Origin of the sequence: Streptomyces sp. NPDC102437 (genome assembly GCF_044765565.1) — a bacterium.
Taxonomy (GTDB): Bacteria; Actinomycetota; Actinomycetes; order Streptomycetales; family Streptomycetaceae; genus Streptomyces.
Genome location: NZ_JBIWKI010000002.1, coordinates 117,893 through 140,683, shown reverse-complemented (window position 1 = coordinate 140,683; position 22,791 = coordinate 117,893). Strand labels below are relative to the sequence as shown.

General features: G+C 70.0%; 19 protein-coding genes. 2 read left to right on the top strand and 17 right to left on the bottom strand.

Features of this window, described 5'->3' with window-relative positions; genetic code table 11:
- The first annotated feature begins 16 nt into the window (after window positions 1–16).
- On the top strand, window positions 17–1,141 hold the full coding sequence (locus ACIRJP_RS03935) for a mechanosensitive ion channel family protein (RefSeq protein ID WP_404167861.1): 1,125 nt from the start codon (window positions 17–19) through the stop codon (window positions 1,139–1,141).
- Window positions 1,142–1,190: 49 nt separating this feature from the next.
- Here the strand turns inward: ACIRJP_RS03935 and ACIRJP_RS03930 are convergent, their stop codons facing one another.
- The 5 genes from ACIRJP_RS03930 to ACIRJP_RS03910 form a co-directional block, all read right to left on the bottom strand.
- Entirely contained in the window at window positions 1,191–2,777 is a 1,587-nt protein-coding gene (locus ACIRJP_RS03930; RefSeq protein WP_404167859.1) for a Na+/H+ antiporter, read from the bottom strand.
- A gap of 541 nt (window positions 2,778–3,318) precedes the next feature.
- Window positions 3,319–3,801: a GNAT family N-acetyltransferase gene (locus ACIRJP_RS03925; protein ID WP_404167857.1), complete on the bottom strand. Its 483-nt coding sequence runs from the start codon at window positions 3,799–3,801 to the stop codon at window positions 3,319–3,321.
- Window positions 3,798–4,739 (bottom strand): RluA family pseudouridine synthase, encoded by a 942-nt coding sequence (locus ACIRJP_RS03920; protein ID WP_266736710.1) that lies wholly within the window; start codon window positions 4,737–4,739, stop codon window positions 3,798–3,800. The genes ACIRJP_RS03925 and ACIRJP_RS03920 overlap by 4 nt, the downstream gene beginning before the upstream one ends.
- A 23-nt stretch (window positions 4,740–4,762) precedes the next feature.
- Window positions 4,763–5,365 (bottom strand): signal peptidase II, encoded by a 603-nt coding sequence (gene lspA / locus ACIRJP_RS03915; RefSeq protein WP_404167855.1) that lies wholly within the window; start codon window positions 5,363–5,365, stop codon window positions 4,763–4,765.
- Window positions 5,366–5,423: 58 nt separating this feature from the next.
- Window positions 5,424–6,191 (bottom strand): TraR/DksA family transcriptional regulator, encoded by a 768-nt coding sequence (locus tag ACIRJP_RS03910; protein WP_404167853.1) that lies wholly within the window; start codon window positions 6,189–6,191, stop codon window positions 5,424–5,426.
- Between the two features lie 541 nt (window positions 6,192–6,732).
- Here ACIRJP_RS03910 and ileS point away from each other — a divergent pair.
- Window positions 6,733–9,882 (top strand): isoleucine--tRNA ligase, encoded by a 3,150-nt coding sequence (gene ileS, locus ACIRJP_RS03905; RefSeq protein WP_404167851.1) that lies wholly within the window; start codon window positions 6,733–6,735, stop codon window positions 9,880–9,882.
- Window positions 9,883–10,216: 334 nt separating this feature from the next.
- On the opposite strand, the gene ACIRJP_RS03900 is transcribed toward ileS, so the two are convergent.
- The 12 genes from ACIRJP_RS03900 to murF form a co-directional block, all read right to left on the bottom strand.
- Window positions 10,217–11,347, bottom strand: coding sequence for a DivIVA domain-containing protein (locus tag ACIRJP_RS03900; RefSeq protein ID WP_266736717.1), 1,131 nt, complete (start codon window positions 11,345–11,347; stop codon window positions 10,217–10,219).
- 49 nt (window positions 11,348–11,396) lie between these two features.
- Window positions 11,397–11,681, bottom strand: coding sequence for a YggT family protein (locus ACIRJP_RS03895; RefSeq protein WP_404167849.1), 285 nt, complete (start codon window positions 11,679–11,681; stop codon window positions 11,397–11,399).
- A gap of 70 nt (window positions 11,682–11,751) precedes the next feature.
- Window positions 11,752–12,369 carry a cell division protein SepF gene (locus ACIRJP_RS03890; RefSeq protein ID WP_404167847.1) on the bottom strand — a complete coding sequence of 206 codons (618 nt, stop codon included), beginning with the start codon at window positions 12,367–12,369 and terminating at the stop codon, window positions 11,752–11,754.
- Between the two features lie 126 nt (window positions 12,370–12,495).
- A complete protein-coding gene (locus tag ACIRJP_RS03885) occupies window positions 12,496–13,215 on the bottom strand; it encodes a YggS family pyridoxal phosphate-dependent enzyme (RefSeq protein ID WP_404167845.1) in 720 nt (239 codons plus the stop codon).
- 6 nt (window positions 13,216–13,221) lie between these two features.
- Window positions 13,222–13,962 (bottom strand): peptidoglycan editing factor PgeF, encoded by a 741-nt coding sequence (gene pgeF, locus ACIRJP_RS03880; protein WP_404167843.1) that lies wholly within the window; start codon window positions 13,960–13,962, stop codon window positions 13,222–13,224.
- Window positions 13,959–15,176 (bottom strand): cell division protein FtsZ, encoded by a 1,218-nt coding sequence (gene ftsZ / locus ACIRJP_RS03875; protein WP_266736724.1) that lies wholly within the window; start codon window positions 15,174–15,176, stop codon window positions 13,959–13,961. Before ftsZ ends, pgeF begins: the two co-directional genes overlap by 4 nt.
- A 277-nt stretch (window positions 15,177–15,453) precedes the next feature.
- On the bottom strand, window positions 15,454–16,248 hold the full coding sequence (locus ACIRJP_RS03870) for a cell division protein FtsQ/DivIB (RefSeq protein WP_404167841.1): 795 nt from the start codon (window positions 16,246–16,248) through the stop codon (window positions 15,454–15,456).
- Window positions 16,249–16,298: 50 nt separating this feature from the next.
- Window positions 16,299–17,393, bottom strand: coding sequence for an undecaprenyldiphospho-muramoylpentapeptide beta-N-acetylglucosaminyltransferase (murG, locus tag ACIRJP_RS03865; protein ID WP_404167839.1), 1,095 nt, complete (start codon window positions 17,391–17,393; stop codon window positions 16,299–16,301).
- A 6-nt stretch (window positions 17,394–17,399) separates the two neighbouring features.
- On the bottom strand, window positions 17,400–18,857 hold the full coding sequence (gene ftsW / locus ACIRJP_RS03860; protein WP_404167837.1) for a putative lipid II flippase FtsW: 1,458 nt from the start codon (window positions 18,855–18,857) through the stop codon (window positions 17,400–17,402).
- Window positions 18,858–18,900: 43 nt separating this feature from the next.
- On the bottom strand, window positions 18,901–20,334 hold the full coding sequence (murD, locus tag ACIRJP_RS03855) for a UDP-N-acetylmuramoyl-L-alanine--D-glutamate ligase (protein ID WP_404167835.1): 1,434 nt from the start codon (window positions 20,332–20,334) through the stop codon (window positions 18,901–18,903).
- Entirely contained in the window at window positions 20,316–21,386 is a 1,071-nt protein-coding gene (mraY, locus tag ACIRJP_RS03850) for a phospho-N-acetylmuramoyl-pentapeptide-transferase (RefSeq protein WP_404167833.1), read from the bottom strand. The genes murD and mraY overlap by 19 nt, the downstream gene beginning before the upstream one ends.
- Window positions 21,383–22,789: a UDP-N-acetylmuramoyl-tripeptide--D-alanyl-D-alanine ligase gene (gene murF / locus ACIRJP_RS03845; RefSeq protein ID WP_404167831.1), complete on the bottom strand. Its 1,407-nt coding sequence runs from the start codon at window positions 22,787–22,789 to the stop codon at window positions 21,383–21,385. Before murF ends, mraY begins: the two co-directional genes overlap by 4 nt.
- Window positions 22,790–22,791 lie beyond the last annotated feature (2 nt).

Sequence of the window (22,791 nt, the reverse complement as noted above, 5' to 3'; positions counted from 1 at the left end):
AGCTACGGTCGGGGGCATGGAGAACCTGCTGCGCCCACTGATCGTCGTCGGCAGCTCGGTCGTGATCACACTGCTGGTCGGCTGGCTGGTCGATCTGCTGCTCAGACGGGCCGACGGCCGGCACCCCGACACCCCTTTGTGGGGGCTGTTGCGGCACTGCCGGATACCGCTCCAGCTGACGCTGGGCACGGCACTGCTGCTGGGCTCGTACACCCACAGCCGGCTCGAAGCGGTCACCGCCCACCGGACCGGGATCGGTCAGACCCTGTCGCTGGTACTGATCGGTGCCTCTGCCTGGCTGGTGGTGCGGATCGCGACGGCCGTCGTCGACTCCCTCTACGCGAGATACGCCGCGAACACCCCCGATCCGGCGCGCGTCCGGCGGGTCCGCACCCAGGTGACGCTGGCCCAGCGGGTGGTCACCGCGATCGTCGCGACGGTCGCCGTCGGCGCGATGCTGCTGACGTTCCCGGGGATGCGTACGTTCGGCACCTCGATGCTGGCCTCGGCCGGTGTGCTCGGCATCGTGGCGGGCGTGGCCGCCCAGTCGACGCTCGGCAATCTCTTCGCGGGGCTGCAGATCGCCTTCGGTGACATGGTGCGCATCGGTGACACGGTGGTGGTGGACGGCGAGTGGGGCACGATCGAGGAGATCACGCTGACCTTCCTCGCGGTACGGACCTGGGACGAGCGGCGGATCACGATGCCGGTCTCGTACTTCACCAGCAAGCCGTTCGAGAACTGGTCGCGCGGCGGCGCGCAGATGACGGGCTCGGTCTTCCTCCACCTGGACCACTCGGCCCCGGTCGAGGCGATGCGCGAGCAACTGCGGGACATCCTGGGCGAGTGCGCCGCGTGGGACGGCCGTGACTGGTCCCTGGCCGTCACCGACACCACGCCGTCGACGATCCTGGTCCGCGCGGTGGTCACGGCGAAGGACGCGAGCGACATCTGGACGGTGCGCTGTGCCGTACGGGAACAGCTCATCGGCTGGCTGCGCGACCACCACCCGTACGCGCTGCCGAAGGTCGCGACGGCGGCCGCGGCGCCGCCACCGGACAGCGGCTGGCCGCATCCGTCCCGCCCCGCGCACGAGAAGCCGTCGGACCGGGTCAGGTCCCCGCGCACGGGACGCGGCTGACCGGCCCCGGAGAACGGGCCGGGGCCAGGCCGGTCACCGCCTCACCGCCTCACCGCAGGCTGTGGACGTCCAGCTGCCGCAGCACCCGGTCGACGATCTCCGGGTCCGCCCCGGCCTCGTTGCGGGCCGACAGCACCGCGTGGCGGGCGGCCGACATCATCTCGCGCTGGACGCGGCTGACCGCCTTGAAGCGCTCGGCCCGCTTCGCGTACGCCTCGCGGCGCTCGTCGTCCACCATGTCGGGACTGATCCGCGCCCCCACGTCGTACGCCAGCCGCTGGAGCCGCTCGGTGACCTCGTCCGGGAACTCCTCGACCTCCTGGATCTCCTTGAGGCGCTGCTTCGCGGCCTTGGCGGCGCGGATCGCGAGGTCCTTCTCCAGCGCCTCCTCGGCGTCCGTGTCCGCCTTGACCCGGAGCTTGCGGACCAGCCACGGCAGGGTGAGCCCCTGGACAACGAGCGTGGCCATGATCACCGCGAAGGCGATGAAGACGATCTCGTCGCGGCCCGGGAACGGCTTCCCGTCGTCCGTCTTCAGCGGGATCGCCAACGCCAGCGCGACCGAGGCCACCCCACGCATCCCCGCCCACCACATGACGACGGTCTCCCGCCAGCTGGTGGGGATCTCCTCGCTGACGTCGCGCCGGGTGTGCAGCCGCTTGGCCAGCCAGGTGGCGGGCAGCAGATACAGCAGCCGTACGCCGACGACCACCACGACCACGGCGAGTCCCCAGCCCAGCAGCTGGAGTTCGCGACCGTCCGCCGTGCCGAAGACGTTGTGCAGTTCGAGCCCGATCAGTCCGAAGGCGACCCCGGTGACGAGCGTGTCGACGATCTCCCAGAAGCTGCGGCCGGTGAGCCGGCCGAGGACGTCGTCGGCGTCGGCGGTGTGCTCGGCGAGGAAGAGCGCGGTGGTGAGGACGGCAAGGACGCCCGAGCCCATCAGCTCCTCCGCGAGCACGTAACTCACGAACGGCACCAGCAGGGTGAGGCCGACCTGGAGCGTGGCGTCGCCGAGCAGGCCCATGAGCTTGATGGTGAGCCAGCCGAGCACCAGGCCCACCACCACGGCCACCACCGCGGAAAGGATCAGCAGCCCGAAGGCCTCCGGCAGCGAGAAGCTCCCGCTCACCGCGGCTGCGATCGCCACGTGGTAGAGCACGATCGCGGTCACATCGTTGAACAGCCCCTCGCCCTCCAGGATGGAGACGAGCCTGCGCGGCAGCCCGACCGAACCGGCGACGGCGGTCGCCGCGACCGGGTCGGGCGGGGCGACGAGCGCGCCGAGCGCCACGGCCGCGGCGAGGGGCAGCCCGGGGACGATCGCGTTGGCGACCGCGGCGACGGCGGCCGTCGTGACGAAGACCAGCGCCACGGCCAGCAGAAAGATCGGTCGTTTGTTGGCGGCGAACTGCCGCCAGGAGGTTCGCTGCACGGAGGCGTAGAGCAGCGGCGGCAGCAGTGCCGGAAGGATGATCTCGGGCGGGATGTCCACATTCGGTACGAAGCTGAGGAAGGCCATGCCGACCCCGGCGAGCGTCATCAGCACCGGCGCGGGCAGCCCGAGACGCTCGCCCAGCGGCACCGTGACCACAGCCCCGAGCAACAGCAGGAGGAGCAGTGCCATTTGGTCCACGGGATGCCTTCCGGAGCACGGGGCGCCGACCTCCACGATCGGCGGATCCGGCCTCTGTGATCGGCGGATCTGGGGTCAAAGCCTGTCACGCAAGGCCCGCAATCCAGACAACACCCCCTGATTCCCGCCCCCCCTGACCAACATTCCTCCGATGTATCTGTGGCGTATCTCCGGTCGAACCCCTTCCGCTGCCTCCTCGGGGCGGGCAGCATGCGGCGTGCGTTCCCGTCCGTCTCGGAGCGCTGGGCGGACGCCTCGATCGCGTCCCTGCGGAACCAGGGCGCCTTCCTGGTGGCGAGGCGGGCGCGCCGCTGACCCCGGACCACTCGGTCAAGGGCCGGATCGAGGTACGGGGCGCGCACGGGCGCCCGCTGCACTGGCGGGAGACCGGACCGGATCACGCCCGCCCCGCCGCGCGGCGCCAAGGCGGTGATCACTCCGCGGGGCGCTCCCCGCCCGCACGCCGCCCCTCGCGATGTGCCGTCGAACGGCGCGTGGCCCCGGTGGGGGATGCCGGAGCAAGGCCGGCTTCCCCGGCGCCTCAGTCCCGCAGGGGGCGGCGCATCGCCCGGTGGGGGATGCCCGCGTCCGGGAACTCGGGGCCGTACGCCTCATAGCCGAGGCGTTCGTAGAAGCCGAGCGCATGGGTCTGGGCGTGCAGGTCGACGGCGGCCAGACCGAGCTCACGGGCCGCGTCCTCGATGGCCCGGACCAGTGCGGCGCCGACCCCGAGGCCGCGTGCCGCTCTGGTCACCGCGAGCCTGCCGAGCGAGCCGACGGCCGGGTCGCCGCCGGTCTTCGCGGCGGCGGCCGGGCCGTGCAGCAGCCGTCCGGTGCCGAGCGCCGAGCCGTCCGCCGCGAGGGCGATCACATGCAGGGCGACCGCGTCGTACTCGTCGTACTCGATCTCCTCGGGCACGTCCTGCTCGCCGACGAAGACGTCCTTGCGGACCAGGAAGCAGGCCGCGAGGTCCTGCTCACCGACGGCGGTACGCGTGGTGTACGGGGCGGGCGCGCCGGTCATTCGCTCTCTGCCGCGATCTTGTCCAGGGCCTGCTGGAGGTCGTCCGGGTAGCTGCTGGTGAACTCCACCCAGCTGCCGTCGGACGGGTGCTCGAAGCCGAGCCGGACGGCGTGCAGCCACTGCCGGGTCAGGCCCAGGCGCTTGGCCATCGTCGGGTCGGCGCCGTAGGTGAGGTCACCGACGCAGGGGTGGCGGTGGGCGGACATGTGCACCCGGATCTGGTGCGTACGGCCCGTCTCCAGCTTGATGTCCAGGAGGCTGGCGGAGCGGTAGGCCTCGATGAGGTCGTAGTGCGTCACGGAGGGCTTGCCCTCGGCGGTGACGGCCCACTTGTAGTCGTGGTTGGGGTGGCGCCCGATGGGGGCGTCGATGGTGCCGCTCATCGGGTCCGGGTGGCCCTGCACCAGCGCGTTGTACTTCTTCTCCACGACCCGGTCGCGGAACTGCGCCTTCAGCAGGGTGTAGGCCCGCTCGGACTTGGCGACGACCATCAGGCCGGAGGTGCCGACGTCGAGGCGGTGGACGATGCCCTGGCGCTCGGCCGCGCCGGACGTCGAGATCCGGTACCCGGCCGCGGCCAGACCGCCGATGACGGTCGTGCCGGTCCAGCCGGGGCTGGGATGGGCGGCGACGCCGACCGGCTTCACGATCACGACGATGTCGTCGTCGTCGTGCACGATCTCCATGCCCTCGACGGGCTCGGCGACGATCTGCACCGGAGCGGGAGCCTGCGGCATCTCCACTTCCAGCCAGGCACCGCCCTGGACCCGCTCGGACTTCCCGACCACCGAGCCGTCCACCTGCACCTTCCCGGCGGCTGCCAGCTCGGCGGCCTTGGTGCGGGAGAAACCGAACATCCGGGAGATGGCGGCGTCGACACGCTCGCCCTCCAGACCGTCGGGTACGGGCAGGGTGCGGACCTCGGGATACGTACTCACCTGTCGAGTATGCCTTGCGCCCGTCAGTCCTTGTGCACGGTGCCGTCGGGGTCCAGGCCCTTGAAGGAAAGGATCACGATCAGGATGCCGCCGCAGACGATCGCGGAGTCGGCGAGGTTGAAAACGGCGAAGTGGGCGGGGGCGATGAAGTCGACCACCGCGCCCTCGAAGACGCCGGGGGCGCGGAAGATGCGGTCGGTGAGGTTGCCGAGCGCACCGCCGAGCAGCAGGCCGAGCGCGATGGCCCACGGCAGGCTGTAGAGCTTGCGCGCGAGCCGGGCGATCACCACGATGACGGTCGCCGCGATGAATGTGAAGATGATGGTGAACGCCTCACCGATACCGAACGCGGCACCCGCGTTACGGATCGCGCTGAGCTGCAGCCAGTCCCCGATGAGCTCGATCGGCTCGTGGTGCTCCAGCTTGGCGACCACGATCATCTTGCTGATCAGGTCGACGAGGTAGGCGAACACGGCCACGACGAAGAGCACCGCGACCTTCCGCCTGCCCTTGTTCGGGGCGGTCTCCCCGCCCCGGTCGTCGGCCCGGTCCGCGGTCTCGTCCCCTTCGGCCCCCTCAGCATCGGGGATGTCCGGCGTACCGATGATGCGCTCCGCCTCTGCCACGTGAATCCCTCAACCTAGGTTCCTGACTGAGGACGAGGGTACGACACACCGCCGGGGATCAGCCTCGTCGCTCCTGCTTCTGTTTGTCCTCGACACAGAGCGTGGCGCGCGGGAACGCCTGCATGCGCGCCTTGCCGATCGGATTGCCGCAGATCTCGCACAATCCGTACGTCCCGGCGTCGAGCCGGGCCAGCGCCCGCTCGGTCTGGTCCAGCATCTCCTGGGCGTTGGCGGCGAGCGACATCTCGTGCTCACGGGTGATGTTCTTGGTGCCCGTGTCCGCCTCGTCGTCACCCGCGCCGTCGCCGGAGTCGCGCATCAGCCCGGCGAGCGCGGCGCTCGCGGCCTCCAGCTCGCTGCGCAGCCGCATGGTCTCGCTGCTCAGCTCGGCCCGCGCGTCGGCGACCTCCTCCGGCGTCCAGGGGTCCTCGCCCGGCCGGACCGCCAGCTCGCCGGGGGCCGTCGTTACGCCCCCGCGGGCCGGGGGCAGGGGCCCCGCGCCCGTGCCGGCCGTGCGGGTCCGGGCCGCGCTCTTCTTGGCTACCACCGTGTGGGCTCCTGTCTTCCCGGCGGCCTCGGCCGCCACCTCGGCCGCGTCGGCGGCCTTCTTCGAAGCCTTCTTGGCTGCGCTCTTCCTCGCAGGTGCCTTCTCGGCGGCGGGCTTCTTCGCCGCGGTCTTCTTCGCGGCGGCCTTCTTCACCGCGGTCCCGGCCGCACCGGCCTCCGGGACGGTCTCCATTCCCGCGTCGCCACCCGTCTCTCCGGCTGCCGCGCCCGTGGATCCGGCTGACGCCGTCTTCTTTGCGGCGGTCTTCTTCGCCACCATGGCCGCGGCCCCTTCACATATTGTGATCTTGCACGCGAATCGTGCTGGGACGATAAATCGACCCCAGCGCCGCGGCAACGGGGCACGCCGCCGAATCGCTCCTCCCCACGTCCGGTTCCGGACCTGCCTGCATCCGTTGTGCCCAGCTCACGGCCGGGTAATCCGCCTCCGGGCCGCCCGCCCGGACTCCGAAAGCCTCCGTCTGGCCATTCGGGTCACGCCCCGCCCCCCGCGTTAAACCGGTCGGCCGTCCCCCGTACGGGCCCGTACACTGGCCTCAGCGAGAGGCGTGGATGGGACGAGTAGCGTCGTACGCAGCCAGGAGCGACCCGGGGACGGTGGAAGCCCGGGGGCGAGCGCGTCGTGAAGATCACCCGGAGCCGTCGGAAGAACGCCCGCAGGGCAAGTAGAACCGGCATCGCGCCCCAATGAGGGGGCCACGGGCGCACGCCCGGGGTCAAGGAGGGTGGTACCGCGGGAGCCGATGAGGCCCTCGTCCCTCCGACGGAAGTGGAAAACGTCCGCCGGAGGAAGTCCGCCCATGACATCGCCGCAGTACCACCAGGTACCCGCCCAGGTCGACCTGCCCGCGCTGGAGCACGCCGTGCTCGATTTCTGGCGCGACAGCAAGGTCTTCGCCAAGAGCCTCGAACAGTCCGAGGGCCGTCCCGAGTGGGTCTTCTACGAGGGCCCGCCCACCGCCAACGGCATGCCCGGCGCCCACCACATCGAGGCCCGCGTCTTCAAGGACGTCTTCCCCCGCTTCCGGACCATGCAGGGCTACCACGTCGGCCGCAAGGCCGGCTGGGACTGCCACGGACTGCCGGTCGAGCTCGCGGTCGAGAAGGAGCTGGGCTTCAACGGCAAGAAGGACATCGAGGCGTACGGCATCGCCGAGTTCAACGCCAAGTGCCGTGAGTCCGTGACCCGCCACACGGACGCCTTCACCGAGCTCACGACCCGCATGGGCTACTGGGTCGACCTCGACGAGGCGTACCGCACGATGGACCCCGAGTACGTCGAGTCGGTGTGGTGGTCGCTGAAGGAGATCTTCAACAAGGGCCTCCTGGTCCAGGACCACCGCGTCGCCCCCTGGTGCCCCCGCTGCGGCACCGGCCTCTCCGACCACGAGCTGGCCCAGGGGTACGAGACGGTCGTCGACCCCTCGGTCTTCGTCCGCTTCCCCCTCACCTCCGGCCCGCTGGCCGGCGAAGCCTCCCTCCTCGTCTGGACGACCACCCCCTGGACCCTGGTCTCCAACACCGCCGTCGCCGCGCACCCCGACGTCACCTACGTCGTCGCGACCGATGGCGAGGAGAAGCTCGTCGTCGCGCAGCCGCTCGTCGAGAAGGCGCTGGGCGAGGGCTGGGAGACCACCGGCGAGAGCTTCACCGGCCGCGAGATGGAGCGCTGGACCTACGAGCGCCCGTTCACCCTCGTCGACTTCCCGGCCGAGGCGCACTACGTCGTCAACGCCGAGTACGTGACGACCGAGGACGGTACGGGTCTGGTCCACCAGTCGCCCGCCTTCGGCGCCGACGACCTCCTGGTCTGCAAGGCGTACGGCCTGCCGGTCGTGAACCCGGTCCGCCCCGACGGCACCTTCGAGGAGGACCTGCCGCTGGTCGGCGGGGTCTTCTTCAAGAAGGCCGACGAGACGCTCACCGAGGACCTGGCCGCCCGCGGCAAGCTCTTCCGGCACGTCCCGTACGAGCACAGCTACCCGCACTGCTGGCGCTGCCACACCGCGCTGCTCTACTACGCGCAGCCGTCCTGGTACATCCGCACGACCGCCATCAAGGACCGGCTGCTCCAGGAGAACGAGAAGACCAACTGGTTCCCGGACTCCGTCAAGAACGGCCGCTTCGGCGACTGGTTGAACAACAACGTCGACTGGGCGCTGTCCCGCAACCGCTACTGGGGCACCCCGCTGCCGATCTGGCGCTGCGAGGACGGCCACCTCACCTGCGTGGGCTCCCGCACCGAGCTCGGCGAGCTCGCCGGCACCGACCTCTCGGGCCTCGACCCGCACCGCCCGTTCATCGACGAGATCACGTTCACCTGCTCGCACGAGAACTGCCAACTGGAGGCGTACCGCGTCCCGGAGGTCATCGACGCCTGGTACGACTCGGGTTCGATGCCGTTCGCGCAGTGGGGCTACCCGTACAAGAACAAGGAGCTCTTCGAGAGCCGCTACCCGGCGCAGTTCATCTCCGAGGCCATCGACCAGACCCGTGGCTGGTTCTACACGCTGATGGCGGTCGGCACCCTGGTCTTCGACAAGTCGTCGTACGAGAACGTGGTCTGCCTGGGCCACATCCTCGCCGAGGACGGCCGCAAGATGTCCAAGCACCTGGGCAACATCCTTCAGCCCATCCCCCTCATGGACCAGCACGGCGCGGACGCGGTCCGCTGGTTCATGGCGGCGGGCGGCTCCCCGTGGGCGGCGCGCCGCGTCGGCCACAACACGATCCAGGAGGTCGTCCGCAAGACGCTCCTCACGTACTGGAACACGGTCGCCTTCCAGGCCCTGTACGCCCGTACGTCGAACTGGGCGCCGTCCGCGGCCGACCCGGCCCCGGCGGACCGCACGGTCCTGGACCGCTGGCTGCTGAGCGAGCTGAACGCGCTGGTGGACCAGGTCACGCAAGCCCTGGAGAGCTACGACACCCAGCGCGCCGGCAAGCTGCTGTCCTCTTTCGTCGACGACCTGTCCAACTGGTACGTACGCCGCTCGCGCCGCCGCTTCTGGCAGGGCGACAAGGCGGCGCTGCGCACCCTGCACGAGGTCGTCGAGACGGTGACCCGGCTGATGGCCCCGCTCACCCCGTTCATCACCGAGCGGGTCTGGCAGGACCTGGTCGTCCCGGTCACGCCGGACGCCCCCGAGTCGGTCCACCTCTCCACCTGGCCGAAGGCGGACCCGGCAGCGATCGACCCCGCCCTCTCCACGCAGATGGCGCTGGTCCGCCGCCTGGTCGAGCTGGGCCGGGCCACCCGCGCCGAGTCGGGCGTCAAGACCCGCCAGCCGCTGTCGCGCGCCCTGGTCGCGGCGGCCGGCTTCGAATCGCTCTCCCCCGAACTGCACGCCCAGATCACCGAGGAGCTGAACGTCTCCTCGCTGGCCTCGCTCTCGGAGGTCGGCGGCTCACTGGTCGACACGACCGCGAAGGCCAACTTCCGGGCGCTCGGCAAGCGATTCGGCAAGGGCGTCCAGGCGGTGGCCAAGGCCGTCGCGAACGCCGACGCCGCGGCCCTCTCACTGGCCCTGCGCGAGGGCACGGCATCGGTCGAGGTGGACGGCGAGACGCTCACCCTCTCCCCCGACGAGGTGATCATCACCGAGACCCCGCGCGAGGGCTGGTCGGTGGCGTCCGACTCGGGCGCGACGGTCGCCCTGGACCTGGAGATCACCCCGGAGCTGCGGCGCGCGGGCCTCGCCCGTGACGCGATCCGCCTCATCCAGGAGGCCCGCAAGAACAGCGGCCTGGACGTCGCCGACCGCATCGCCGTCCGCTGGACCTCGGCGGCCCGCGCCACGGTGGAGGCCCTGACCGAACACGCGACCCTGATCGCGGACGAGGTCCTCGCCCTGGACTACGCCCAGGGCGAGGCGGACCCGACGTACGGCGAACCGTTCGAGGACGAGGGCCTGTCCCTGACCTTCCGCCTCCGCAAGACGGAGCAGTAACCCACGAGAAACGGGAGGGCCCGGCCGGACTGATGTCCCGGCCGGGCCCTCCCGCTGTTCCCTCCCGCCCCGCCCTTCAGCCCGCCCGGCGCCGCATTTCGGCGCCTCCCCGCGTCACTCTTCAACCCGCCCCGGCGCCGCATTTCAGCCCCTCCTGCGATTGAGGAGCGGGGTCTGGGGCTGAGCTCCAGGTTCGGGAAGGGGCGGGCAGGGGAACAGGCCCGCGCAGCGCCCCCACCCGCACCCGCACAGCAAAAGGGCCGGGCCCCAGGGAAATCCCCGGGGCCCGGCCCTCAGCCTGCCGACGGCTACGCGCTCACCGCGCGCACCCGGCTCAGTTGTCGTCCTCGTCGATCAGGAACCCACGCATCGGCGAAGGAGCCTGCTGCATCGGCTGCGGCGCCTGCGGCCGCACCGGCGCCATCGGCTGGGTCATCGCCGGCGACATCTGCTGCTGGCCGCCGTACGAGGGCCCACCGCCCATGGACGGGTTGCCGCCCATCGGCTGGTTGCCGTGGTTGCCGCCCATGGCGTGGCCCATGGCACCCGCACCGGCCGGAGCCAGCGAGGGCGACGGCGGCAGCGAAGCGGTCGCCGGGGTCCGCGGCGGAGCCAGCGAGTCGTCCGCCTGGGTCTCCAGCTGCCGCAGCTGGCTCTCCAGGTAGGACTTCAGACGGGTCCGGTACTCACGCTCGAAGCCACGCAGATCCTCGACCTTGCGCTCCAGCGTCGCGCGGGCCGACTCCAGCGAGCCCATCGCCACGCGGTGCTTCTCCTGAGCGTCCCGCTCCAGGGCGTCCGCCTTGGCACGCGCGTCCCGCTCCAGGCCCTCGGCGCGGCTGCGCGCCTCGCCGACGATCTTGTTGGCCTCGGAACGGGCCTCCGCGATCGCCTGGTCGGCGGTCTGCTGCGCGAGCGAGAGGACACGGGCGGCGCTGTCGCCACCGGGGCCCTGACCGGGCTGCTGCATCTGCGGCGGCTGCATCTGCTGCATCTGCTGCTGCGGGGCGTGACCGCCCATGGGGCCGCCCATCGGGCCACCCATGGGACCGCCCTGCATCGGGCCGGGGCCGTGCGGGCCCTGCGGACCGGGGCCGTGCTGGCCCTGGGGACCAGGACCGTGACCACTGGGACCGGCGGGCAGCTGCGGAGCACCACCGGGCAGCTGGGGGGGACCCATCTGCGGGGGCTGCTGCTGGACCGGCGGACCCGATATGGCGGCGGGCACAGGCGCCCCGGGCCGGTCCTGCGGCTCCGGCTTGCGCATGCCCTGCTGCTGGTTCTGCGCGGCGGCACGCGTGGCAGCGGCCAGCTTCGCGCGAAGGTCCTCGTTCTCACGGAGCAGGCGGGTCAGCTCGGACTCGACCTCGTCGAGGAAGGCATCGACCTCGTCCTCGTCATAGCCTTCTCGGAGGCGGACGGTCGTGAACTGCTTGTTCCGCACGTCCTCAGGAGTCAGCGGCATCTCTTCTTCACCTCTACGTAGTCGTCGGCAGTCGGCAAGACCGTATCGCTCACAGCATGATCACAACGTTGATCAGGATGTAGACGATGATCATCAGAACGAAGAAGGACAGGTCGAGTGCCACGCTCCCGAGACGCAGCGGCGGGATGAACCGCCGCAGAAGCTTGAGCGGTGGATCGGTGACAGTGTAGGTGGCCTCAAGTATGACCATCATCGGCTTGCCGGGCTGCCATGAACGCGCGAACTGGAAGACGTAGTCCATGACCAGCCGGAAGATCAGCACGATGAGGAAACACATCAGCGCGATATAGACAACCTGCAGTGCGACGCCCATTTCGCGCTTCCCTCTCCCCTGGCTCTCGTAGCTCCGGCCTCGCGGCCGGGTTGTTCCCGGTGTCGTGTTCTCAGCTCTGGTTGAAGAATCCGCCCTCAGCGATACGGGCCTTGTCCTCCGCCGTGACATCGACGTTAGCAGGCGACAACAGGAACACCTTCTGCGTCACGCGCTCAATGCTGCCATGGAGTCCGAAGACGAGTCCTGCGGCAAAGTCGACAAGTCGCTTTGCATCCGTATCGTCCATCTCCGTGAGATTCATGATCACCGGAGTGCCCTCACGGAAGTGTTCCCCGATGGTACGGGCCTCGTTGTAGGTCCGGGGGTGCAGCGTGGTGATGCGGTAGGGCTCCCGCTCGGACACGACCTTGGGCATGATCACCGGTGCGTTCTTCTCCATGTTCGGGCGTTCAGGTGTGATGGATGCCACGGGCGCGATCCGGGCGGGTCGCTCTCTCTCCGCCGGGATCTGAACCGGCTCCCGCTGCGCGGGAGGCTGCACCGCTCGTACCGGTTCGCCCCGTTCCCGGTCCCGCTCCACCTGATGCGCGGGCTGGTGCCGCCGCCGGTCGCGCTCGGGCTCCGGCTCGGGTTCGAATTCGTCGTCGGGGTCGAACCCCGGACCGTCGTACCCATCGTCCTCCACGAGGCCGAGGTAGACCGCCATCTTGCGCATCGCGCCGGCCATGCTCTGAGTCCTCCGCTCTGTGGTGGATCGGCATCTGTCACCAAGTGCCCCGCGATCCACTGAGGCCTGCCCGCCACAGGCGGGAATGACCATATTTTCTGCTGTGGTCCGACCTGCTTGGCGACGTTACCCGAGCCTCGGTCGGACTCCGAGTACCGCCGTACCGACGCGCACATGTGTCGCTCCGGCCGCAACCGCGTCCTCGAGGTCCGCGCTCATCCCTGCGGAGACCATGTTCGCAGCCGGATGGTTCCCGCGCAGGCGGGATGAGAATTCCATCATCCGGTCGAAGGCGGCCCGTTGGCGTCCCGCGTACGGTCCGGCGAGCGGCGCGACGGTCATCAGACCGCCGAGCCGCAGCCCCGGCGCGGATTCGACCGCGGCGGCCAACTCCTCGATCCCGTCCGGTGCGACGCCACCCCGGTCGCCCCGCTCGCCGCTCTCCGCGTCGAGCGCCACCTGGATGAGACAGCCGAGTTCGCGCCCTTCGCGTTCAGCAGCTGCCGAGAGGGCCGTGACCAGTCTGACCCGGTCCACCGACTGCACGACATCGGCATAACTCGCCACAGAACGAACCTTATTCGTCTGCAATTGACCGACAAAGTGCCATGTGAGCGACAGATCCGCACATTCGGCCGCTTTGGGTGCGGCGTCCTGGTCACGATTCTCCGCGACATGACGTACACCCAGTTCGTGCAGAATCCGCACATCGCTCGCGGGATAGGTCTTGGTGACCACGATGAGGGTCACTTCTTCCCGCTCGCGACCAGCGGCGGAACAGGCGGAAACGATGCGTTCCTCCACCCGCGCCAGGTTTTCGGCGAGTTGAGCCTTACGGTCTGTCATGCCCTATCAGTCCAACCAGACATATCCGGCGAGCCGCCCGGTGGTGCGGTCGCGGCGGTACGAGAAGTGATCGCCCGATTCAAGGGTGCAGACCGGCGAGGCCAGCAGGTCCTCGATGCCGAGTGCTTCGAGCTGGGCATGGACCCCGGCGGTGACGTCCACGGCCGGAGTGCCCCAGCTGGTCTCGGACCAGGCGGCCGGGACGCTCTTCGCGACCTCGGCGCGCATCTCGGCCGGGACTTCGTAGCACCGGCCGCAGACCGCGGGCCCGGTGCGGGCGACGATCCGGGAGGGGGCGGCGCCGAGCCCGGTCATGGCCTCGACCACGGCGGGGACGACCCCGGCGACCAGGCCGGGACGGCCCGCGTGCGCCGCGGCCGCGATCCCGGCGACCGGGTCGGCGAGCAGTACGGGGGTGCAGTCGGCGGTGAGCACGGCGAGGGGGAGCCCGCGCCGGGCGGTCACCACCGCGTCCACCGCGGGGATCTGCGAAGCGTCCCCCCACGGCCCTTCGACGACCGCGACGTCCCGCCCGTGCACCTGGTTCATCCACACGACCCGCGCCGGGTCCAGGCCGAGGCCCCGGGCGGCGCGTTCGCGATTGGCCAGAACGGCGGCGGGGTCGTCTCCGACCGCGCCGCCGAGGTTGAGCTCCTCGTACGGAGCGGCGCTCACTCCGCCCCACCTGTCGGTGAAGGCGAAGTGCGCGCCGCCCGTCGAGGACAGTGCGTGGTGCTGAGCTATCACTTCAAGAAGTCCGGGACATCCAGCTCTTCGGCCTGCGAGTCCTGGTACGCGGGACGGGCCGGCGGGACGTGCGGCGGCGCGACCGGCGGCAGGTGGCTCTCACTCACCACCGGAACAGGCTCCGCCTGGACCGGCGGCTCCTCCCGGATGGGCACGGAGCCCAGTCCACCGGCCTGACGCACCGGCTCCGGAGTCCGGACCGGCGCGGCGGGCTCGTCGCGCTTGGCCGAGTTGGCACCCAGCACGTTCTCGCGACGGGCCGGCGGCTGTCCGCCGTCGAAGCCCGCGGCGATCACGGTGACCCGCACCTCGTCGCCCAGCGCGTCGTCGATGACCGCGCCGAAGATGATGTTCGCCTCGGGGTGCGCCGCCTCGCTCACCAGCTGGGCGGCCTCGTTGATCTCGAAGAGACCGAGGTCGCTGCCGCCGGAGATGGAGAGCAGGACACCGCGGGCGCCGTCGATGGACGCCTCCAGGAGCGGCGAGGAGATCGCCATCTCCGCGGCGGCCACCGCACGGTCGTCGCCACGGGCCGATCCGATGCCCATGAGTGCCGATCCGGCCTCGGACATGACCGACTTGACGTCGGCGAAGTCGAGGTTGATCAGACCTGGGGTGGTGATGAGGTCGGTGATGCCCTGGACACCCGACAGCAGCACCTGGTCGGCCGACTTGAACGCGTCGAGCACACTGACCTGGCGGTCCGAGATGGACAGCAGTCGGTCGTTGGGAATGACGATGAGGGTGTCGACCTCTTCGCGGAGTTCGGCGATGCCGTCCTCCGCCTGGTTCGCGCGTCGCCGGCCCTCGAAGGTGAACGGGCGGGTGACCACGCCGATCGTCAGGGCGCCGAGCGAGCGCGCGATGTTGGCGACGACGGGTGCGCCGCCGGTGCCGGTGCCGCCGCCTTCTCCGGCGGTGACGAAGACCATGTCGGCCCCCTTGAGGACCTCCTCGATCTCCTCACGGTGGTCCTCTGCCGCCTTGCGACCGACTGCCGGGTTGGCGCCGGCGCCAAGGCCGCGGGTGAGTTCACGACCGACGTCGAGCTTGACGTCGGCGTCGCTCATCAACAGGGCTTGCGCATCAGTGTTGATCGCGATGAACTCGACGCCCTTGAGACCGACCTCGATCATTCGGTTGATGGCATTGACACCACCGCCGCCGACACCGATGACCTTGATGACTGCGAGGTAGTTCTGCGGTGCTGCCACGTCGAAGGCCTCTCGCCTCGAGTTACGTGTCGTCGCTTCGCGGTAGTCCCGCCGCGACGACGGATGCCGATTGGGGCGGTCCGAAACGCCGACCCAAACCCTAACGTTGAAGTTTAGGGTTACCAGTGTGTCTGTTTCATGGACTCTTCCGAACAGGACACTAAGTCGACAAGTGGCGCACGTTCAACGAACACGCCGAACCTCCCGTTTTTCTTTTCACCCTATGTGATCACCCGTAGCGCTGACCAACCAGGGTGCTGGCCAGGCCAAATGTGCGTCAACCACCCGACACGGAAGGGGCGGTGGGTGCACTCACGTCGAAGTGTCCCGCTTTGGGAGCGACTTTCATGAGAGCGGTGAGAACTCTTGCCTTCACCGGACCCGCTTCGCCGCTGCCCCAGATCACCGTTCGCCCCCGGGTGAGCCGCAGGGAGATCGAGTCGTACGAGGTGACCCGCACGACCTCGGTGTCCTTGGCGACGCCGCCCGGGAGTTCGCCCGCGACCCGGACCGCTTCCCGCACCAACCGGTCACTGCCGAAACGGCGCAGACTCGCGGACTGATCAGGTTTCAGTTCCAGCAGAGGTACGCGTCCGGGCGATTTGTCCACCGTTGCGAAATGCACACCCTTCGCGTCCACTTCGATGAACTTCGCGCCCTTTTTGACCAACAGGACCGGCTGTCGTTCTGTCACCTTAAGTCCGATTCCGTGCGGCCATGACCGTACGACATCCACGGAGTCGATACGAGGCAACTTCTGGCGCAACCGATCAGCGATGGCGTCGGTGTCGACGGAGATCAGCGGGGAGCCGATCGGGACCGCCGCGACGGCCTCCACCTCGGCCGGCGTCAGTACGTCGACACCGGTGGTCCTGACCTGTTCGGCCCGGAACCAGGAGGAGCCGTAGAGCGCCCAGACGGCGCCGGAGGCGAGCAGCAGCACGAGGACGCCGATCAAGATCAGCGTTCTGCGGCTGGGCAGTCGGCGCCTCTCGGAGCGCGGACGCGGCGGGCGGGCCGGGGAGTCCTCCTGCTGCGCTGCTCCGCGCTGGACGGTCGTCGGTCCGGCCACGCTCGCTCCTTATGCCGGGTCCGGGGGCGCCGCCCCCGGACCCGTCCGCCTCACGCGCTACGGCGTGCGGCAATCGCCTCGTACACCATGCCGACGAGCAGGTCGTCGGCGTCCCGGCGGCCGAACTCGGCGGCGGCGCGGGACATCTCGTACAGCCGGTGCGGATCCGCGAGCACCGGGAGGACGTGGCCCTGCACCCACTCGGGGGTGAGCGCCGCGTCGTCCACCAGCAGACCGCCGCCGGCGTTGACCACCGGCTGGGCGTTGAGCCGCTGTTCGCCGTTGCCGATGGGCAACGGGACGTAGGCGGCAGGGAGCCCGACGGCGGAGAGTTCGGCGACGGTCATCGCGCCGGCGCGGCAGAGCATCATGTCGGCCGCGGCGTACGCGAGATCCATCCGGTCCACGTACGGTACCGGGATGTAGGGCGGCATCCCGGGCATGTTGTCGACGCGCGGCAATTCGTTCTTCGGGCCCACCACATGGAGGATCTGGATTCCGGAGCGCTGCAGCAGCGGGGCGACCCGCTGTACCACCTCGTTGAGGTGGCGGGCGCCCTGCGAGCCGCCGGAGACCAGCAGCGTCGGCAGGTTGGGGTCGAGGCCGAACGCGGCACGCGCCTCGGGGCGGACCCGGGCCCGGTCCAGGGTCGCGATGGTGCGGCGCAGCGGGATGCCGATGTAGCGGGCACCGCGCAGCTTGCTGTCGGGGGTGGAGACGGCGACGCCGTGGGCGTACCGCGAACCGATCTTGTTGGCCAGGCCGGGACGGGCGTTGGCCTCGTGGACGACGATCGGCACCCCGGCCCGCTTGGCGGCGAGGTAGCCGGGCAGGGCGACGTAGCCGCCGAAGCCGACGACGCAGTCCGCCTTGGTGCGTTCCAGGATCTGCTCGGCGGCCTTGATGGTGCCGCGCAGCCGTCCCGGGACGGTGATCAGTTCCGGGGTGGGCTTGCGCGGCAGCGGCACGGCCGGGATCAGGGCGAGTTCGTACCCCCGCTCGGGTACGAGCCTGGTCTCGAGTCCGCGCTCCGTGCCGAGGGCAGTGATTCCCACGTTCGGGTCCTGCCTGCGCAGGGCGTCCGCGAGGGCGAGCGCGGGCTCGATGTGGCCGGCGGTCCCCCCGCCGGCGAGTACGACATGCACCGAAATTCACCGCTCTCCGGACGGACGCTTCTTGACGCGCCGTCTCATCGTCTTCCATCTCACCCCGGGCCTCCGCATGGCCAGGGCCGCCTTCGCAGCGGGATCCTCTCGCGCGAACGCGATCAGCAGCCCGACGGCGAACATGGTCGGCAGCAGGGCCGATCCTCCGTAGGAGAACAGCGGGAGCGGGACTCCGGCGATCGGCAGCAGGCCGAGCACCGCACCGATGTTGATCACGGCCTGCACCGTGATCCAGGTGGTCACACCTCCCGCGGCGTACCTCACGAAGGGGTCCTCCGTGCGTCCGGCCACGCGGATACCCGCATAGCCTAGAGCCGCGAAGAGGGCGAGTACCGACAGCGTCCCCGCCAACCCCAGTTCCTCCCCGGTGATGGCGAAGATGAAGTCGGTGTGCGGTTCAGGTAGTTGGCCCCATTTTTCCACACTCGCACCGAGCCCGGAACCGAACCATCCGCCGGACGCCAGAGCATAGATGCCGTGCACCGCCTGCCAGCAGGAGTCCCCCGGTCCCGGCTCGCTGGCGCCGATGCAGGCGAGCCTGGACATCCGGTTCGGACTGGTCTTGATCAGCACGAAAGCGATCAGCGCGGCGAATCCGAGCACCCCGCCGAAGAGCCGGGTGGGCGCCCCGGCCAGCCAGAGCAGTCCGAACAGGATCGCGGTGAGAATGATCGCAGTTCCCATGTCGCCGCCGAGCATGATCAGCCCGAGGAGCATGAAGGCGACCGGGACGAGCGGGACGAGCAGGTGCTTCCACTGGGTCAGCAGCCTTTTGTCCTGTTTGCGGGCGAGCAGGTCCGCGCCCCACAGGACCAGGGCGAGCTTGCCGAACTCACTGGGCTGGAGCTGGAAGGGGCCGCCCAGGTAGAGCCAGTTCTGGTTGCCGTTGACCGACATCCCTATCCCCGGTACCTGGACCAGCACCATCAGGAAGACGGTGCCCATGAGCAGCGGGTAGGCGAACGCCCGGTGCAGTTTGGCGGGCATCCGGGCGGCGAGCGCCATCAGTCCGGCGCCGACGACAGCGGCCAGGAACTGTTTGCGGAAGAAGTAGGTGCCCGGTTTCTCGAGTTCCAGCGCCTTGATCATCGACGCGGAGTAGACCATCACCAGACCGAGCACGGTGATCAGCAGGCCGGCGCCCAGGATCAGGTAGTACGCGGTCAGCGGGCGGTCCCAGGCCCTGCGCACCCGCTCGTACATCCCCCGCAGGCTCCCGCGGGGGGAACGCGGCGCACGGGAACCGCCGGTGCGCCCCCTGGAGCGGGGCGCCGAGGGGCGCCTGGAGCCGACTGCCGACCGGACCCTGAGGACGGGGCCGAACGGCGCCGTGACGCCCGCACCCGCTCCCGCGAGCAGTGGTGGGGCGATTGCCCGGCTGATCGCCGCGGTGGCCCGTGAGCGGCCCTTACGGGGCCGCGCGGAGCTCTCTTCGGCCGGCATCGTCGCTGTCCCCTCCACTGCTCGTGCGCGGAGGCCGGGCCCGTCAGGCGCTCTCGGCAGCGAGTGCGCGGACCGCGTCCGCGAACGCCTCGCCCCGCTTGTTGTAATTGACGAACATGTCCATCGAAGCGCAGGCCGGGGCCATCAGTACGGTGTCTCCCGGCCGGGCGAGCCGTGCCGCCTCGCGGACCGCCTCCGACATCGCCCCAGTGTCGGTCCGGCCGAGGTCGACCACCGGGACTTCGGGGGCGTGTCGCGTGAGGGCTTCCCGGATCAGTTCCCGGTCCCGGCCGATCAGCACGACGCCCCGCAACCGCCCGGCGGCACCGGTCACCAGCTCGTCGAAGGTGGCCCCCTTGGCCAGGCCCCCGGCGATCCAGACGATCGGGTCGTAGGCCGCCAGGGACGCTTCGGCGGCATGGGTGTTGGTGGCCTTGGAGTCGTCGACGTACGCGACCTGCGCGACGTTCGCGACGTGCTCGATGCGGTGCGGGTCGGAGCGGAAGGCCCGCAGTCCGTCGCGTACGGCCGCGGGCTCGACGCCGAAGGCGCGGGCCAGGGCCGCGGCCGCGAGGGCGTTGGCGATGTTGTGCGGGGCGGGCGGGTCGATGTCCTTGACCTCGGCGAGCTCCTGGGCCTGCTTCTGCCGGTTCGCCACGAAGGCGCGGTCGACGAGGATGCCGTCGACGACGCCCAGTTGGGATGGGCCCGGGGTGTTCAGAGTGAAGCCGATGGCCCGGCAGCCCTCCTCCACGTCGGCCTCGCGGACCAGGGCCTCGGTCGCCGGGTCGGCCGCGTTGTAGACGCAGGCGACGCGGTTGCCCTCGTAGATCCGGCCCTTGTCCGCGACGTACGCGGCCATGGAGCCGTGCCAGTCGAGGTGGTCCGGGGCCAGGTTGAGGACGGCGGCGGAGTGGGCGCGCAGCGAGGGCGACCAGTGCAGCTGGTAGCTGGACAGCTCGACGGCGAGTACGTCGTACTCCTCGTCGCCGAGGACGGCGTCCAGGAGGGAGACGCCGATGTTGCCGACGGCCGCGGTGCGCAGACCGGCCGCCTCCAGGATCGAGGCGAGCATCCGCACGGTCGTGGTCTTGCCGTTGGTGCCGGTGACCGCGAGCCAGGGGGCCGCGCCGGGGCCCCGCAGCCGCCAGGCGAGTTCGACGTCGCCCCAGACGGGGACGCCCGCCTCGGCGGCTGCGGTGAAGAGCGGCTTGTCGGGCTTCCAGCCCGGGGTGGTGACGATGAGCTCGGTGGACTCGGGCAGGGTGGCCCCGTCGCCGAGGCGCACGGTGATGCCCTTCGCCTCCAGCTCCGCGGCCTGCGCGCGGGAACGCTCGTCGTCCCCGTCGTTGACCACGGTGACGACGGCCCCGAGGCCGTGCAGCACCTTGGCCGCCGGGATTCCGGAGACTCCGAGTCCCGCGACGGTGACGTGCTTGCCCTGCCAGTCCTGGTTGCTCACTTGTCGGCTGCCCATCCCGCGTAGAAGAGTCCGAGTCCGACGATCACGCACATGCCCTGGATGATCCAGAAGCGGACCACGACAAGGACTTCGGACCACCCCTTGAGTTCGAAGTGGTGCTGGAGCGGCGCCATTCGGAAGACTCGCTTGCCGGTCATCTTGAAGGAACCGACCTGGATGACCACGGACATGGTGATCATCACGAAGAGGCCGCCGAGGATGGCCATCAGGAACTCGGTGCGGGAGCAGATCGCCAGACCGGCGAGGGCACCGCCGAGGGCGAGCGAACCGGTGTCGCCCATGAAGATCTTGGCGGGCGACGTGTTCCACCACAGGAAGCCGAAGCAGGCGCCCATCAACGCCGAGGCGACGACCGCGAGGTCCAGTGGGTCACGTACCTGGAAACAGGCGTTGGGATTGGTCAGGGTGTCCGCGTTGGCGCAGGACTCCTGGAACTGCCACAGCCCGATGAAGGTGTACGCGCCGAAGACCATCACCGACGCGCCGGTGGCCAGGCCGTCCAGACCGTCCGTCAGGTTCACGCCGTTGGACATGGCCAGGATCATGAACAGCGCCCAGACGACGAACAGCACCGGGCCGATCGACCAGCCGAAGTCCGCGACGAACGACAGCCTGTCGGAGGCCGGGGTGTTGCCGCGGGCGTCGGCGAACTGGAGCGAGAGCACCGCGAAGGCGATGCCCACGATCAGCTGGCCCGCCATCTTCGCCTTGGCCCGCAGCCCCAGCGAACGCTGCTTGACGATCTTGATGTAGTCGTCGAGGAAGCCGACGAGGCCCATGCCCGTCATCAGGAAGAGCACCAGCACGCCGGAGAATCGCATCTCCTCGCCGGTGATCAGCTTCGCCGCGATGTACGCGATGATCGTCGCCAGGATGAAGGCAATGCCGCCCATGGTGGGCGTGCCCTTCTTGGACCCGTGGGTACGCGGGCCGTCGTCCCGGATGAACTGCCCGTATCCCTTGCGGGCGAGCAGCTTGATCAGCAGCGGAGTCCCGACCAGCGTCAGGAAGAGCCCGATGGCCCCCGCGAAGAGGATCTGCCTCATCGGCCGGCGACCTCGCCCTCGGACGCGTTCTCCAGCAGTGCCATGGCGACCTGCTCCAGGCCGACCGACCGGGACGCCTTCACCAGCACGACGTCTCCCGGGCGCAGTTCACTGCGCAACAGGTCGACCGCGGCCTGTGCGTCGGACACGTGCACCGACTCCTCACCCCACGAACCCTCGTTGTATGCGCCCAGTTGCAGCCAGGAGGCTTCTCTGCCCCCGACCGCGACGAGCTTGCTGACGTTGAGCCGGACGGCGAGCCGTCCGACCGCGTCGTGCTCGGCGAGCGAGGCGTCGCCGAGCTCGGCCATCTGGCCGAGCACCGCCCACGTACGCCGGCCCTTCCCCATGGCGGCCAGCGCGCGCAGCGCGGCTTTCATGGATTCGGGGTTCGCGTTGTAGGCGTCATTGACGAACGTCACGCCGTCCGGACGCTCGGTGACCTCCATGCGCCAGCGGGAGAGGGTGCCCGCCTCGGAGAGCCCTTCGGCGATCTCGTCTGCGGACAGGCCCAACTCATGGGCGACGGCGGCCGCGGCGAGCGCGTTCGACACGTGGTGCTCACCGTACAGGCGCATGGTCACGTCGCTGCACCCGGTGGGTGTGTGGAGCCGGAAAGCGGGGCGTCCGTCGTCGGTGAGACGGACGTTCTCGCCCCGTACGTCCGCATCCGCGGCTTCGCCGAAGAGCAGCACCCGGGCCTTCGTGCGGGAGGACATGGCGCGTACGAGCGGGTCGTCGGCGTTGAGTACGGCGGTGCCGTCCTCGGGCAGCGACTCGACCATCTCGCCCTTGGCCTGGGCGATCTGCTCGCGGCCGCCGAACTCGCCGATGTGGGCGGTGCCCACGTTGAGGACGAGGCCGACGCGGGGCGGGACGAGGCCGGTGAGGTAGCGGATGTCGCCGATGTAGCGTGCGCCCATTTCTAGGACGAGGTGGCGGGTTTCCTCGGTGGCGCGCAGCGCGGTGAGCGGCAGGCCGATCTCGTTGTTCAGATTGCCCGCCGGGTAGACGGTGGGCCCCTTGCGTTCGAGCAGCTGGGCGATGAGGTCCTTGGTGGAGGTCTTGCCGGCCGAGCCGGTGAGGGCGACGACGGTGGTGCCGAGGCGGCCCACGACGGCTCGGGCGAGCGCGCCGAGCGCGGCCACGACGTCGTCGACGACGATCGCCGGAACACCGACGGGGCGGGCGGCCAGCACGGCTGCCGCGCCCGCCTCGACGGCGCGCTGCGCATAGTCGTGGCCGTCGACCCGCTCACCGGCGAAGGCGGCGAACAGGCTGCCTTGCTCCACCTCTCGGGAGTCGATGACGACCGGCCCGCTGACGGTTGCTGCCGGATCGGGTATGTCGTGGGACTGCCCGCCGACGATTTCGGCGATCTCGGCGAGGGAAAGGGTGATCACTT